18 protein-coding genes and 2 pseudogenes are annotated in these 14562 nt (G+C 46.7%); 9 read left to right on the top strand and 11 right to left on the bottom strand.

The features are described from left to right. Window positions 1-144: 144 nt before the first annotated feature. Together AC0IYG_RS04810 and AC0IYG_RS04805 are read right to left on the bottom strand one after the other, a co-directional pair. Window positions 145-2026: pseudogene (locus AC0IYG_RS04810) on the bottom strand (RagB/SusD family nutrient uptake outer membrane protein). Between the two features lie 9 nt (window positions 2027-2035). Then, a pseudogene (locus AC0IYG_RS04805) lies at window positions 2036-5193 on the bottom strand (SusC/RagA family TonB-linked outer membrane protein). A 714-nt stretch (window positions 5194-5907) separates the two neighbouring features. Between AC0IYG_RS04805 and AC0IYG_RS04800 the strand changes: the two are divergent. Both AC0IYG_RS04800 and AC0IYG_RS04795 read left to right on the top strand, forming a co-directional pair. Beyond that, window positions 5908-6159, top strand: a complete 252-nt coding sequence (locus tag AC0IYG_RS04800) for a hypothetical protein (RefSeq protein WP_471709907.1) — start codon at window positions 5908-5910, stop codon at window positions 6157-6159. 41 nt (window positions 6160-6200) lie between these two features. Then, window positions 6201-6500, top strand: a complete 300-nt coding sequence (locus AC0IYG_RS04795) for a hypothetical protein (RefSeq protein WP_471709906.1) — start codon at window positions 6201-6203, stop codon at window positions 6498-6500. A 4-nt stretch (window positions 6501-6504) separates the two neighbouring features. On the opposite strand, the gene AC0IYG_RS04790 is transcribed toward AC0IYG_RS04795, so the two are convergent. The 6 genes from AC0IYG_RS04790 to AC0IYG_RS04765 all read right to left on the bottom strand — a co-directional run bounded on the left by AC0IYG_RS04790 (window position 6505) and on the right by AC0IYG_RS04765 (window position 9287). Beyond that, complete coding sequence (locus AC0IYG_RS04790; RefSeq protein WP_471709905.1) at window positions 6505-7293, bottom strand: SDR family NAD(P)-dependent oxidoreductase; 789 nt, start codon at window positions 7291-7293, stop codon at window positions 6505-6507. 7 nt (window positions 7294-7300) lie between these two features. Continuing rightward, window positions 7301-7615, bottom strand: a complete 315-nt coding sequence (locus AC0IYG_RS04785) for a hypothetical protein (RefSeq protein ID WP_471709904.1) — start codon at window positions 7613-7615, stop codon at window positions 7301-7303. Between the two features lie 266 nt (window positions 7616-7881). After that, complete coding sequence (locus AC0IYG_RS04780; RefSeq protein ID WP_471709903.1) at window positions 7882-8157, bottom strand: alpha/beta hydrolase-fold protein; 276 nt, start codon at window positions 8155-8157, stop codon at window positions 7882-7884. Between the two features lie 17 nt (window positions 8158-8174). Then, on the bottom strand, window positions 8175-8543 hold the full coding sequence (locus AC0IYG_RS04775; RefSeq protein WP_471709980.1) for a DUF2867 domain-containing protein: 369 nt from the start codon (window positions 8541-8543) through the stop codon (window positions 8175-8177). 60 nt (window positions 8544-8603) lie between these two features. Beyond that, entirely contained in the window at window positions 8604-8822 is a 219-nt protein-coding gene (locus AC0IYG_RS04770) for a hypothetical protein (protein WP_471709901.1), read from the bottom strand. A 189-nt stretch (window positions 8823-9011) separates the two neighbouring features. Further along, window positions 9012-9287 carry a hypothetical protein gene (locus tag AC0IYG_RS04765; RefSeq protein ID WP_471709900.1) on the bottom strand — a complete coding sequence of 92 codons (276 nt, stop codon included), beginning with the start codon at window positions 9285-9287 and terminating at the stop codon, window positions 9012-9014. Window positions 9288-9444: 157 nt separating this feature from the next. On the opposite strand from AC0IYG_RS04765, the gene AC0IYG_RS04760 reads away from it, so the two are divergent. Beyond that, a complete protein-coding gene (locus AC0IYG_RS04760) occupies window positions 9445-9873 on the top strand; it encodes a hypothetical protein (protein WP_471709899.1) in 429 nt (142 codons plus the stop codon). Window positions 9874-10128: 255 nt separating this feature from the next. Here the strand turns inward: AC0IYG_RS04760 and AC0IYG_RS04755 are convergent, their stop codons facing one another. Next, window positions 10129-11076 carry a Gfo/Idh/MocA family protein gene (locus AC0IYG_RS04755; protein ID WP_471709898.1) on the bottom strand — a complete coding sequence of 316 codons (948 nt, stop codon included), beginning with the start codon at window positions 11074-11076 and terminating at the stop codon, window positions 10129-10131. 94 nt (window positions 11077-11170) lie between these two features. Between AC0IYG_RS04755 and AC0IYG_RS04750 the strand changes: the two genes are divergently transcribed. Continuing rightward, window positions 11171-11395, top strand: a complete 225-nt coding sequence (locus AC0IYG_RS04750) for a hypothetical protein (RefSeq protein ID WP_471709897.1) — start codon at window positions 11171-11173, stop codon at window positions 11393-11395. An 8-nt stretch (window positions 11396-11403) separates the two neighbouring features. Further along, window positions 11404-11664, top strand: coding sequence for a hypothetical protein (locus AC0IYG_RS04745; protein ID WP_471709896.1), 261 nt, complete (start codon window positions 11404-11406; stop codon window positions 11662-11664). A gap of 45 nt (window positions 11665-11709) precedes the next feature. Here the strand turns inward: AC0IYG_RS04745 and AC0IYG_RS04740 are convergent, their stop codons facing one another. Together AC0IYG_RS04740 and AC0IYG_RS04735 are read right to left on the bottom strand one after the other, a co-directional pair. Then, window positions 11710-11841, bottom strand: coding sequence for a hypothetical protein (locus tag AC0IYG_RS04740; protein WP_471709895.1), 132 nt, complete (start codon window positions 11839-11841; stop codon window positions 11710-11712). A gap of 261 nt (window positions 11842-12102) precedes the next feature. Beyond that, on the bottom strand, window positions 12103-12399 hold the full coding sequence (locus AC0IYG_RS04735) for a 3-keto-alpha-glucoside-1,2-lyase-like domain-containing protein (RefSeq protein WP_471709894.1): 297 nt from the start codon (window positions 12397-12399) through the stop codon (window positions 12103-12105). A 185-nt stretch (window positions 12400-12584) separates the two neighbouring features. Here AC0IYG_RS04735 and AC0IYG_RS04730 point away from each other — a divergent pair, with 185 nt between their 5' ends. Genes AC0IYG_RS04730 through AC0IYG_RS04715 form a run of 4 tightly spaced genes read left to right on the top strand, consistent with a single transcriptional unit; the run spans window position 12585 to window position 14557 of the window. Then, window positions 12585-12929 carry a PAS domain-containing protein gene (locus tag AC0IYG_RS04730; protein WP_471709893.1) on the top strand — a complete coding sequence of 115 codons (345 nt, stop codon included), beginning with the start codon at window positions 12585-12587 and terminating at the stop codon, window positions 12927-12929. Then, window positions 12926-13162: a hypothetical protein gene (locus tag AC0IYG_RS04725; RefSeq protein ID WP_471709892.1), complete on the top strand. Its 237-nt coding sequence runs from the start codon at window positions 12926-12928 to the stop codon at window positions 13160-13162. The genes AC0IYG_RS04730 and AC0IYG_RS04725 overlap by 4 nt, the downstream gene beginning before the upstream one ends. Further along, on the top strand, window positions 13102-14115 hold the full coding sequence (locus AC0IYG_RS04720; protein ID WP_471709979.1) for a sensor histidine kinase: 1014 nt from the start codon (window positions 13102-13104) through the stop codon (window positions 14113-14115). The genes AC0IYG_RS04725 and AC0IYG_RS04720 overlap by 61 nt, the downstream gene beginning before the upstream one ends. Next, a complete protein-coding gene (locus tag AC0IYG_RS04715; RefSeq protein WP_471709891.1) occupies window positions 14066-14557 on the top strand; it encodes a sensor histidine kinase in 492 nt (163 codons plus the stop codon). The genes AC0IYG_RS04720 and AC0IYG_RS04715 overlap by 50 nt, the downstream gene beginning before the upstream one ends. Window positions 14558-14562: the final 5 nt, after the last annotated feature.

Here is a 14562-nt window from a genome sequence, read left to right as displayed (position 1 = left end):
AATTATTTGCTTGCTTTTCATCTTTTTAAGGCAAAATCGAGACCTGTGTTGGAATCAAAATTAAGATATGCGAAAAGCATGCCGGTTATAAACGAAAGCAGCCACATCTTTTGGGATGTGGCTGCTTGCTTTATGCTTAACTTATTACTTGTCGTATCCAGGGTTCTGAATCAACTTCGCGTTGCGGTTGATTTCATCGCGGCTGAACGGACGGAAGTACATTTTATCAACCCAAGTCCGGTTTTCGTGAGACTTCTCTTCCACCGGAGTGTAAGTGTAAGTGTAAACCGTAGGATCGTAATGATAAGGTTCTTTCATTGACTTACCAGGCTTGAACTTGCCGATTACGTTGATATACTGCAAAGGACGGCCCAAAGTTTCTTTTGCGATCATCCAGCGACGTGCATCGTGGTAACGTTGCTCTTCGTAAGCCATTTCAATGCGTTTTTCGTGACGATATGCTTCTTTCAAAGAGGCACCTGACGCTTTCAATGCCGGCATACCAGCGCGGAAACGGATTCTGTTAAGCCAGGTTAGTGCTTCTGCATCCTGGCCCAGCTCAATGCTCGCCTCAATGTAGTTGAACACAACCTCAGTCGTACGGATGAATGGCCATGGAATATTCTGACGGTCGGTGTTGTCGTACAATGCAGGGTTTGGATCGATAAACTTACGCATGTAGTAACCTGTGCGGCTTCCGTTCCAGTCTTCGATTGAGCTGCTGCGTGTATCCAATCCTTTGCGGTTGATCAATGCACCTTTATCGTCCAGCAGGTCATAAGCACCAGTCTGGATTTGGTTTGCAGGATCTTTCGCATCCGAAGGACGTGGTTTCCAGTCTGCACCGTCATACATTACAGTCGCATACAAACGAGGATCACGGTTGGTGTAAGGAGCTGCTTTGTGAGCAGGGTTCGTCCATTTGAAAGGCGTTCCGTCCATCATTTCGTAATCATCAACAAGCAATCCGATCGGCGTGTTACCAGCCCAGTTGTGGTAACCGTTAGGACCATTGTTTCAAGCCCATCTGACGTGCGCCTTCGCTAAGGCTGGCTGTGAAATAACGACCGAAAATGATCTCATTCGCAGCAGATGCATCCAATGATTTGTCAGCGCTTGCGCCACCCATTGCAATGGAAACGTAGTTGGTTTTTCCTTGTGCAGGCGTTACCGGCGCAGTCAGATTAAGTTTGTAACCACCATCCGTAACATCCAAAGCAGCTTTTGCAGCGCGTTGTGCAGCTGTCCATCTTGCCTTGCGATCTCCTGACACATAGCCAAGGAATTCAGGGTTTGGATAAGCAGCGATCAATGCCGATTTTGTTTTTGCAGTTGGAACATCATGCAAATCACTTGCAGCATATAACAACACTCTTGATTTAAGAGCCAATGCAGCTGTTTCGCTCGCACGACCCTTAGCAATCGTCTTGCCTTTCAGCAACACCGCAGCACTGTCAAGGTCTGTAACGATACGCGTCACACACTCTTCGAATGTATTGCGGGGCACAGAATAATCTTCATTCAAAGCGTAAACCTTTGTAATGATCGGTGCTGATCCGTAGTAACGAACCAATTGGTGATAGTAATAACCACGCAAAAAGTAAGCTTCACCCATCAAACGCGCTTTCAAAGTTTCGTCTGAGAAAGTTGCAGTTTGCAAGTTGGCGATCGCAAGGTTCGTTGCACGGATACGTGTGAACATGGGTCCCCAACCGTAAGTGTCATCTACCCAGCCCAGGTTGGAAGGACTCAAACTTCCTTCGTTGACTGTGTTAATATTACGGCCTGTGTGCGTAAATACTGCTTCATCTGTAAGCGAAGCAAGCATTTGCTCAGCAAAACCACCTTGCTGAAGACCAGCGTAGATTCCTGTTACAAAACCCTCAGCCAACGCACCGTCTTTCCAAACTTCCTCTGTCGGAATTTCAGTTGGAGGAGTTACGTCCAGAAATTCCGTGTCGCACGCCACCAGCCCGATTGAGCCAAGTGCTGCAAAAAATATCCAATGTTTATAATTCAATTTCATTTCTAGTTCTTAAAAAGTTACACGTACACCTGCATTAAGCACTCTCGACTGCGGATAGTATTGTCCGTTTGAGCTAGTCGCTTCAGGATCCCAAATTTTGATCTTGTCGATTGTGAACAGGTTAAGTCCATTTACATACACTCTCAAATTACCCAAGCCAATTTTGCTTCCGATTTCCGATGGCAGGTTGTAACCCAGTTCAATGTTTTTAAGACGCAGGTAATTGTTGCTTCTCAAATAATACGTGTTAGCACCGGCATTATCAAAGTTGGTGTAATACGTGTTGTTTCTGTTAGCAAGTCTTGGGTCTGTTGAACTTGGATTGTCGATCGTCCAACGGTGATCGTAAGCATATTTCAGGTAGTTACCAATGTCACCGGATTCAGTTTGTCCAATGTATTGCAACCCGCCTAATGTTCCCTGGAACAAGATTGACAAGTCAAACGCTTTATAACCCAGGTTAATTGCCGCACCGCCTGTGAATTGTGGACGGTTTGTTTTTCAGATCTCATTTTATCATCAGCAGTGATCTTGCCGTCTCCGTTCACGTCTCTGAATTTCATGTCACCCGGACGGATAGAACCCGTAATTCCACTGTAATCCAATGGATTTGCATCAACTTCTGCCTGATCGCGGAAAACGCCGTCATACTGATAAGCAAGGAATGAGTTATAAGGCATTCCGGTTGTGCGCTGATAAGCAGGAGCTCCCGGAGTTTCATCCCAGTATTTGATCTTGTTTTTGGCATAACCACCATTCAAGCTCACTGAGTAAGTGAAATCATCCGCGCTGCCATCGTAGCTTACTTTAAATTCCCATCCTTTGTTTTGAAGCTTACCTAAGTTTTGAGGAGGAAGTTTTCCATCAATACCAGCACTTGAAGGTGTAGAACCTGCTTTCGGGATCAGGATGTTCGAACGGTTGTTTACGAAGTAATCAAATTCAAACGCGATCTTATCACGGAACAATGTACCCTCAATACCGAAGTTCATGTTGTTCGCAACCTCCCATGTGAAGTCTTTATTAGCAACACGTGTTTCAAGCAAAGTTTTCGCAACCTGGTCATTGATGATGTACGATCCAAAGCCCATTGTTGACAGATATTGGTATTCCGCCAAATTCTCTGTTCCAATGAAGTAAGGCTCAGCACCCATTTGTCCCCATGAACCGCGAATTTTCACATTGTTCAGGAAGTTGATATTGCCTTTCCAGAAATCTTCTTCCGAAATTCTCCAACCTGCCGAAACCCCTGGGAAGAAACCGAAACGGCCGTGCTTCAGGAAACACGTATGAACCATCCACACGCCACAAGAATTCAGCAAGATATTTCTCTTTGTAGTTGTATCCTGCACGACCGAAGTAACTCAAACGTGCACGACGGAAAAGATCGAAGTTGTCGAATGTTCTGCTCAGCCGTTCCACCCGCAAAAAGTTGATCAACAACCGGTGAGATGAAATAACGACGGTAAGCAAAGAATCCATCTGCATCAACTTTTTCACGCTGGATACCAGCCATTACATTGAAGTTGTGCGAATTGATGCTCTTTTCATATGAAACCTGACCAGTCAGCTGAATCGAAAGCTCCTGAGAAGAACTTTCAGTCAAACGAGGATCACTGAATGTTGAGCGAACTGTTCCGGTAAGGAATGGTGATGTTCCATCCGCTTCGTAAGTTTTCTTATCCCAGAAATAAAGTGTCCAAGGCTTTTGGAAAGATTTCTGACGACGCAATTGCTTATCAATCGCAGCCATTGCATTCACTTTCAAACCTTCTACACCAGGAATAAGGATTTCAAGCGATCCGTTTGTCTGAATGTAGTCGCGTTTGTCGTGGTTGTAACCTGTTGTATTTGTTGTAATAACAGCTGGGTTCTGACCATTTTCGATATCAGGACCAGGTCTTCCGTCTGGCCAGATAGCGATTTCAGTAGGCTTACCGCGCATCAACATACGGAAGATATCGCCCGCGCCACCGCCATTAGGAAAGCGACGGAATTCTTCACGAAGCGTCAAGCCGAGGTTTGCGCTTACATATTTGTTGATTTTTGTATCAAGGTTGATACGCATATCATATTGCTTGTAACCAGTTGCAGAATTTACATAGTTACCTTCCTGGTTAATGTGACCTAATGACGCAAGATATTTAATATTCTCGCTACCACCTGTCAGCTGCAGGTTGTGACGTTGCTGTGGAGACCAGTTACGGATCACGCTGCCATACCAGTCTGTATTCGGGTGGATCAAAGGATCCGTTCCGTCGCGGAATTTCTGAACATCATCCGGTGTAAAAACAGCATTCAAGACGTTTCCGTTGTCCGTTCTTGTGTAAGCACCATTGGTATTAAACCCTTGAAGCGCACCTGTCCACTGGCCAACAGGAAGGTTGTCATAAATCTGCAATTCGTTACGGATTGTAGCATATTCCGAAGCGTTGGACATTTGAGGCGTACGGGTTCGGCTGAGCCATTCCCATATTGAAGTCATATGACAACTGAGGTTTTCCAGTCTTACCACGTTTTGTTGTGATCAAAATAACCCCATTCCCTGCACGCGAACCGTAAATGGCAGCCGCAGCATCTTTCAATACAGAAACACTTTCAATGTCAGCTGGATTCAAACGATCCAAACCACCACTACGGTTAGGAACACCATCCACAACGATCAGTGCATTGCTGTTACCCAGGGAGTTAGTTCCACGGATACGGATGGCAGAACCGTCATAACCCGGCTCACCACTGCCTTGTACAGCCGAAACACCCGGCAGACGTCCGCTCAATGTATTAGAAAGGTTGGTTGCTGGCGCTTTTTGAAGTTCGCCACCTTTAACCGCTGTTACCGAACCTGTCAATGTTGCTTTTTTAGCCGTTCCATAACCTACAACCACCACTTCTTCCAAAGCTTTGGTATCGGTCAGCAACTTTACATCGAGGCTGGTTTTTGTACCCAGGGCGATTTCCTGAGTGATGTAACCAATAAATGAAAACACCAATGTGCTGTTTGGAGCAGCATTAACGGTGTAATTTCCTTCAAGATCGGTGACGGTTCCCGTGGAAGTCCCCTTCACCACAACACTAACGCCGGGTAGCCCCTGCGACTGCTCATCATTAACTTTTCCCTTTACCGTAACATCCTGAGCAAATGTACCGGCCGTAACGATGAACGTCAGAAAAAGGGAAAAAAATTACCGGCTTAGGCCCCGGTCTTTCTCTGGTTTAGAAATCCCCATAAATTGAGTATGAATGGTTTAGATAGTTAAAAAATAGTTAAATGGTGAAATTCTAGTTCGCTGTTCTTCTTACTAGTCAGGCGTCGTCCGGGTTATATCTGTGTCTTTTTTACACAATGTATTTCGTAAGCAATTATTTCTATTAAAAAATCTTCAATATCCTATTCTGTCAGAAACATACTTTTAGCGTCAAATAGTAATGTTCCAAATTTTGGGAGAGAGCAGCGATCCGACGTGTTCGGAGCCGCATGATAATCCGTTTTTACGGAGCCCTTGTGTCAAAGCGACCGGCAGTACAAAAAGATATGATATTATTCACATAAACAAGCTTTCCTGCTTTCTGACTATGTTTTCTCTGAAAATCACCAATCGTTACTACCACGTATATACATGAACCGTGTCATCACGACACTTAAATGTTCTTTATCTCCATGAGTGCAGAAAATGATTCTCGATGGTGACTCACTAGACCCTTACAAACCACGATTGGTGAGCACAAGCCGCGTGCAACCAGCGCACGCCTCGGGGAAAAGGCAATCCTCAATTGCCAACAGACTAACATAACTTCAAGCTAATTGATTTTATTATGTTTAGAAAAAGAAAATAATTATATGAACGTTATAAGCAACGCTTATAGGGTATCAGCAATTGGAAATGAGCTTTACATTATGTGCGGAGAAGAAGAAGGATTGCACACATCTTAAAACATCCAATCCAAATGAAAAACATGAAGATACTACGTCGCTTAGCACCCCGCTCAACGGAGGAATGGGCAAGCGGACAGTAACTCTAGCCAGGTCGGCGCTGAGCCCAATCGGCGCACTCATTGGCGTAATTATTGGCGCAACTGCCGGTTTCTACTACGACAAAAAAGAAAACGCCCTTAAAAACAAATCAGCGAACTAGTCGGCTACATTTATTTTGATAACACACACGCTCCACCTCAAATGGATAAGTATTTCAATGCATTGGCGATCCCGATCATCACGGCACTCGTTGGCGCCATCACTTATGTAGCCGTAATCAGCAGGCGTAATGGCCTTAACAATGTAATAGAAAAAGAAGCCATACTTGTTATGCTCAATGCTGGAGGGCTGAATGCGCCATGCCGAATTGTTATGTTGGCCATTAATTCTGATACGATCATTGACAGCAACATTGACCGAATTTATCTTGTTATCGGCGCTTTTGCCACTGCATTAATTTCCTACAAGGATCTGATCGGAAGGTTCAGAGCATCACACTAATATCTCAATGCGCCGTCCAGCCACCGCCGTCGACGGTGAGGATGGATCCTACCATGTAGCTGGATGCTTCGCTGGCTAGGAAAATGGCGGCTCCCTCGATTTCGTGAAGGTTTGCCCAGCGCTGCAATGCGGTTGCGCCGATGATGATGTTTTTTGCTTCCTCGCTGTCTTGAATGGGAATGTTCATTTCGGTGAGGAACAGCCCGGGACAGATTGCATTTACATTGATATTGAATGGTGCGAGCTCCATGGCAAGTGCGCGGGTCATTTGTACAACGGCACCTTTGCTTGCAGTATAAGGCGTCCGGTTAGCAAGCCCGACCAAGCCGAGTGTGCTGGCGAGATTAATGATTTTCCCGCTGCCTTGCCGCTTCATCACCGGTGTAACGGCACGCGACGCAAGCCACGTGCCGTTGACATTCACTTCCATTACCTGACTGAACTCTGCCGGGGAAAGCACATCGATCGGTCCCCGGATGTTGATTCCGGCACTGTTGATCAGAATATCGATTTTGCCAAATGCTGTTAGCACAAACTCGACCATTGCCTCAATCTGCTCCAAGCTGGTGATATCGGCTGCGAATGACTTTACTGTCGTTCCAAAAGCGGAGGAAAGTTCCTCAGCACTTTTTTCACCATCATTTGCATTGCGGTTAACAAGCACAATATCAGCACCCGCGGAAGCAAGCGCGGCAGCCATGGCCAGTCCCAATCCTTTGGAACCGCCCGTTATAACGGCAACTTTTCCGGTAAGGTCAAACAGCTTAATACCTGGCAAAGAAGAAATCGACATATTAATGTTAGTATTGATGAAAAGCCTGGGAAACGAATTCAAGCACTTTTGGAAGCGAATCGCGCCAGTAAGTCCAGTTGTGCGCACCGTCACGAAACCCGATATTCGTGCGGAACTTCTGTTTCTTCATCGCAATGTGAACAAGGCTGTTGCCTTCGTAAAGAAAATCGTCGTCACCGCAATCAATATACCAGCGAACGGCTTTCTTCTGATCATCTTTCATGTTATTAACCAGTGCCAATGCGCTGTGGCGGTTGTAGTAATTGGTTGCAACCGAATCCTGAACATCCGGAGTTGTTGCGCAGCAAATTCTTCTTGGCATCCTCCACGGTAATCGGACCGGTGGAAGCGCTGAGCGGGCATGCGGATGAGAACAGCTCCGGATGATGCAATGCGTGCGTTGAAAAACTTACCGCCGCCGCCCATGGAAAGACCGGCGATTGCGCGGTGTTTTTTCTGCGCCTTAGTCCTGAATTTCTTTTCAACGTGCGGCATAAGCTTAAAAAAGAGAGTCCTCGTAATTCCAATCGCCTTTTACATCATTGAAATATCCTCTCCTGCCCGTGTCCGCATCCGGCATAACAATGATCATTGGCGTAGCCGAACCTTCCCGGATATATCCGTAATGCTCAGCACTTCACCGAACTGCACCCAACCCGTGTGGTCGTCACCGGCTCCATGCAGCAGATAAAGCACAGGGATAACTGGCTCGGAAGTGGCGTAATCAGGCGGTAAATATATGGCGTATTTTCTTTCGGATTGAGGAGCTTGCTGGGGACGGAGAGATTGTCCATGACCTTGCCACTTTGTGCAAAGCTTGCGGCAGCGATCATGCATAATAAAAATGTACACGTTCTGTTTCATACTTCGGTTGATTTGGGTTAAGATATTCTCGAAGTAGAAAGTAACGCCGGGCCACACTCTAGCTCCGCTATGTTGGTGATCATGCCTTTGAAAATGAATGCGTGAAACGGCAACACCGAATACCAATACAGGCGGCCCAAAATCCCCAACGGCCGGAAAGTGGCAGTTTGCCTTTTGAAGTGTTGTTTCGGTCCAGGACAAAAAAATTCCAGCCAGGCTTCACCTCGAAGTTTCAAGTCGGCATATAACAGAAGTCTTTTTTCCTCTTTACTAGCGAGCGAAACCCGCCAAAAATCGAGCGGATCGCCAGGATAAGTACGCTCGGGATGCTTTCTGCCGCGCCTCAGCCCGACGCCGCCGGTGACTTTATCCAAAAATCCACGGATTTCCCGAAGCCAGGTTCCGTAATACCAGCCGGTTTTGCCGCCGATGGACCAGATACCTTTTCAGCACATATTCAGGATCGTCGAGATGAAGTTCTCTTTTATCAATAAAACAGCCATTGGTCGGCACTTGCATATAACTGGAAATTCCTTTCGATAATGCAGCACTGCTTTGCGCTCCAGGTCCCAGCTTGATAAAACCTGGTTTTGCTCGATTTTATCAAAAGCCATATTAATGGCCTTTTCGTATCCAATCAGCTTAATGCCAAGGGTTTCAGCCAAATTATTTGGTCGACAAACAACCTTGACCTTCATGCTATGGACCAGATTGGTGGCCAGCGAATAGGAAGTGGAGGTTACAAATACCGGGCCAGAGTAAAGAAGACAATTTCGGCGTCATGACCGGCACAACCAGAATGCGTCTTTTCAATCCGCGCACTGCCGCAAATTTTAAGAGCATTTCCTTGTAAGTCAGCACGTCAGGGCCGCCGATGTCGAAAACTTTTGTTGTAGGTTTCTTGTAAAAACAATGTGCCCGTTAAGAAAGTCGATCACATTGCGGATGGCTATGGGCTGGCATTGCGTATGCAGCCGGCGCGGTGCGATCATGACCGGGAGCTTTTCCGCCAAATCCCGGATGATCTCGAATGATGCACTGCCCGAGCCTACGATAATGCCCGCGCGCAGCGTAGTCAATGCATAATGATCGGATTTCAGGATCTCCTCCACATTTTTTCGTGAAAGCAAATGTTTGGAAAGATCCTCTTCATTGATAATGCCGCTCAGGTAAATGACCTGTCTGGCATTGAGCCTCCAGAAATGCGCTGCTTGAAATGTTTAGCAGTAATTCCTTCCAGCTTTTCGAAATCTTCGCCGCTGGCGGACATCGGAGTGGATCGAGAAGATGATCAGCGACGTCAATGTCGACTGGAATGTTAGCCAGCGTTTTTTCCTCACGGAGGAAATCGACTTCAATAATTTCTGCACCAGGAAATTGCTGACCATTGAAACGCTGCTTGTCACGCACGCAGCGAAAAACCCTGATGACCTCCTTCCAGTAACACCGGAAGTAATCGCTGCGCAATGTATCCGGTGGAACCAGTCAGCGAGGATCTTCATTGTGTTTGGTTTATTTCTTTTTGACCTTCATTGCAACCGGATCCCAGTTGATGATTTTTTTGGAAAAATAACTTTCATTGCAAGCCAAAACGGGTGCTGCCGCGCGGAAACCGAAAATCGGATCTTCTACGGTGCCAACGCTGCCTTTCTTGATATTGTCAAAAAAGTCGGCAAAGTGATTGGCGTGCGCATCGTCTTCCTTCAGGCGCTGTAAACTTTACTTCTTTAACCGGATCCGCCTTGCGCGTATCTTCCGGATATTGGGCGTCATGTTGTTTTTTAAACTCTTTCTGCTCGCTTTCAGAAAACCTGGTGATGGCTGCCATGACCTCCAGAAACCGGGCGCCAATTTATGGCAGTTTTTGCTTGGTAACGACCAAATTGCTTGTCTGTATAATAATCTCAATCTGTCCTATCTGTTCCGATAATGCGGGTCCTGTTGGCAATTGCGCCAATGCATTTGCCAAGTTCACTCGCAACACCATCTGGAACTGTCGCCATGGAATGCTCTGTCTTGGGATGATCCAAAATCGAAACCAGCACATCCGGCACATCGCGACCGTCTTTCCAATAACTGAGTTCGCCTGAAAGCATGATGCGCTCGGGTCCTAAGGAGTTGGTTACAAAATGCACGCCAGTGATCAGAATGGACAAATAAATCCCCTCCTACGCCGGTGCCGTGATCCTGATGATTTCTCCATCTGAAAAAACGCTTGGCATCAAATGGCACTTTGGGTGCGTCACCCAGGAACTGGTCCCAATCCAATGTGGTCTGCGAAGCGTCCGTCGGAATGGAGTAATTCCCACGCGCCGATTGAGTTGAAACGGTCATTATTCGATTCCACATAATTGATCTCACCGATTTCTCCTGCCTGAAAAAGCCGTTTTGCTTCCTTAAATGATGCTGAACTGATTCGCTGGCTTCCAACCTGCATGGTTTTACCGGATTTTTTCCAGGCATCGATCGCGGAATCCGACCTTCGTTGATGTGATGCACCATTGGTTTTTCACAATAAACGTGCTTGCCAGCCTGCAATGACGCTTTTGTGATGTGGTCATGCCAATGGTCGGGCGTAACAATGAGCACGGCGTCAATGTCTTTTCGTTCGAGGATCTGACGATGGTCGCGGGTGGTGAAAATGTCCTTTCCAAAAACTTCCTTCACGGCACGCGTCAGTCTGCCGTCGTACAAGTCTGCGGCGGCTACAAATGTCTGCGTCCGGCGCGCCCGAAGTGCGGCTTTTGTATCCTGATGACCCTGAATCCCCATCCCGATTGTGGCGAAGCGGATTTTGTCATTCGGACTGATTTTTTTGAGATCCTTAATAATGTTAAAAGGTTTGGCAATACTTTCAGTAGCGAGCAGCGCTGACGCAGCTGTTACATTTCTGAGAAATTTCCGTCGGGTAGGATTCATTGCGAAATATGACTAAAATGTTACATTGTGTTAATTCCACTAAAATAAGGAATTGATATGTTGTATCGCCATAACGATTTTTTTGTCAAAATTCATGGATAACACGCAACGAAATAAACTCGTAAGTGAACTGGTTAGCCTGATAGAAAAAGGCAATGCACACGTTAGTTTTAAAGATGAACGGTCGCTGATTCCTCAGCCAGGGCTTGAATTGCTGCGGCGTAATGCTCGCAAATCTCCCTGCACAGCATTCGGCATGCATGATGGAACGACGTTCGCATTGCAGCAGAAAGACGATTGTAGATTTCTCGACTTCTGAGGAAGCTGGTGGAGTCAGCTGGTCGTGGCCGGACCGATTACTGGCCTGAGCCCGTCGAAAATGTTAGTGATGAGATCTGGAATGAGTCATTAAAACAGATTGATGCCGATGAGCAGCGCTTTCTCCAATTGCTTGAAGACGAAAAAAACGACCTTTTGGGCCCGCTGCCCTGGGGAACCGGTCAGAGCTTGCTGCGTGAAGCCATGCTGATCGCGAGGATCACAATGCATATCACACCGCTGAGATCGTTGTTGCCCGTAGGCTGCTGAAAGCCTGGAAATAGTTACGACCGCTGCATGAAGGCAATGCGGCGGCTACAATTCTTCAATGTAAATGTCTTTGTAATAAACCTTTGCCTTCCCGCCCCCGTGAATCTGCAATCCAATGATGCCTTGCTGCGGGATGGATTTATCGGGTTCTTTTGTAATCCACTGTTTGCTTGCCATTTAAAGAGATCCTTATGCGCCCGTTTTCACTGCGCACCTGGTAATCGTTCCGATCGTTGAGCTTGACCAATTTGAGGACCGCAGCCGAATCCGGGCCGGTCGGCGTTTTGTTTCCGCCGGGATTCGTCATAAAGGCTTGCCCAGAATTTTTCGCCCAAATCCGCCTGATAACCAATCATTTCGTAAGCAGGATCTTTGGAACGGACACTATTAAACTGAACGCCTGTGTTGATAAAACCTTCATTTCCTGTCAGTTTGAATTTAACATTGAGGATTAAAATTCGAATAAGTTTTCCGAGTGCACAGAAATTCGTTCTGCGGAACCGTCTCGGTTAAAGATCCGCCCACAATGGCTCCATCCTCGATTTTCCAGGTTTTGACCGTGTCGCCTTCCCAGCCATTGAATGTTCTGCCGTCAAAGAGTGAGAACCCGCTTTTTTTGCGGCAGCAGTGCAAAGCCGGTGAGCAAAAGGAATGCGGCAGGCAAAAAGATGAGCTGAAATTCTGATCATGGCGAGATGGTTTTCTCCTGACTTTTGATAAAAGTCGATCCGTCATATTCTTTACTAATTACGAGTAATATCATTATTTTTACCGGAGAATGAGCATTTACGGTTGCCAAGCACCGCACACCAGTTGGATTTTCATAAAATGATCGATACGCTTCACGACAATAAGGATTCTTTCCAAAAAAATAGATCTCAGATCACGCGCACCAGGAAAGCAGAGGCCAATTTGCCGATTTGCCACTTACAGCCGCACAGCTTGGCACCTGGAACCTTGATCCGACAACCGGCATTACGTATTTCGATGACCGGTGCCGCCAGCTTTATGGTAATCCGGCCGAAGAAGTGTTGCATTACGATAATCTGCTTTATTACATTCATATTGACGACCGGGAAAAAGTTGCAGCTGCCGTTAAAGACGCGCTGGACCCGGAACTTCGCGGTGTGTACGATATGCGTTACCGCACGATTGGCGCGACCGATAAAATATTGCGCTGGCTGCATTGCACTGGAAAAGCGTATTTTGGCGAAGATGGACAGGCTTACCGGTTCGCCAGGCATTTCCAGAAATATTACGGATGAAGTTTCCACACGTCGAGCGCGCCGCCTGGGCAGATAAGCAAGCGGCCATGACGGTCGAAGGTTCGGGAGCAGGCTCTTTTTTGATTGAGCTTGATTCGGATAATATCATTTATTCACCCACAATGGCCCGCATTCTGACCGGCCGTGAGACCAAGGATCTGACCCGGGAAGTATCTTTATCAATCACATTCATCCTGAGGATCACGATAAGCGGTCACAGGAATACGAAATAGCGCATAAAACGGGCCAGCTGCGTTATGAAGCACGTTTTGTGTGGCATGATGACTCTGTGCATTGGATCAGGGTGATCGGTCAATATTTATATGACACATCCGGAATGCCCGTTTCAATTTCGGGCATCGTCATGGACATTACGGACCGGATTGAGTCAGAGAACCGGCTTCGGGCCAGCGAGGAGCATTTGCGCACGCTTATTGCGCAAGCGCCCGTAGCGACATCCATGTTTGTAGGAAAAGACATGATCATTGAATTGCCTAATGAGGCCATGTTGAAAATCTGGGGTAAGGGCAATGGCGTCATTGGCATGCCGTTGCGTGACGCGCTGCCTGAATTACAAAACCAGCCTTTTCTCAAAATTCTTGATCACATTTATGAAACCGGCATACCGCATGCGGCGCAAGGAAGCGCTTGTGATTTGGTTATCGACGGCAAGCTCAAAACCTTTTATTTCGATTTTACTTACAAGCCTCTGCGCAATGCAAAGGGAGAAATATATGCAATCCTGGATATGGCCGTGGATGTGACCGAACAGGTTAAATCGCGCCAGGAGCTGGAAAAAAGCGAAGAACGATATCGCCAGCTTGCCAACGAGCTCGAAAGAAGGGTTCAGAAGCGGACTGAGGAATTGCATCAGGCGAATCAGGAACTCGTTAATTCAAACAGCAATTTGCAGCAATTTGCCTACGCTGCAAGTCACGATATGCAGGAGCCATTGCGTAAAATTCAATCATTCAGCTCGCGGTTGCAGACGGTTTACGCCGATGCATTGGATGAAAACGGCGTTTTTATGCTGAACCGGATCCAGGATGCATCCAAGCGAATGTCTAGCATGATAGACGATTTGCTCGCTTATTCCAGACTTACGACACGGGACAGTGCTTTTGAAGAGGTTAAGCTTGAGAAAATACGTTTCGACGGTGATTGCAGACCTGGAATTTTCAATTGAAGAGCAGAAGTCTGAGATAAAGGTTGGCGCTTTGCCAGCCGTCTGGGGCAACCCGTCACAATTAACGCAACTCATTCAGAATCTGCTGAGTAATGCGATCAAATACAGGAAACCAGACGTGCATTCGGTGATCGAAATTCACGCCACCGACCTAGACGACGCAGAAATTGCAAATATGCCCCGGCTGCTTCCAGGACATTCATATATATGCCTGGAAGTGCGCGATAATGGGATTGGTTTTGACGAAAAATATCTGGACAGGATCTTCCAAATGTTTCAGCGGCTGCACGGACGCGGTGAGTTTTCAGGCTCGGGAATCGGCCTGGCGCTTTGTAAGAAAGTCGTTCAAAATCACAATGGCTATATTACGGCTAAAAGTGAACCGGATAAGGGCGCGACATTCGTGATTTATCTGCCTAAGCCGCAAGAAACAGTTGTATAGCAACG

Source organism: Dyadobacter sp. AC419 (assembly GCF_979253085.1).
This window is presented reverse-complemented; position numbering and strand designations above follow the sequence as displayed.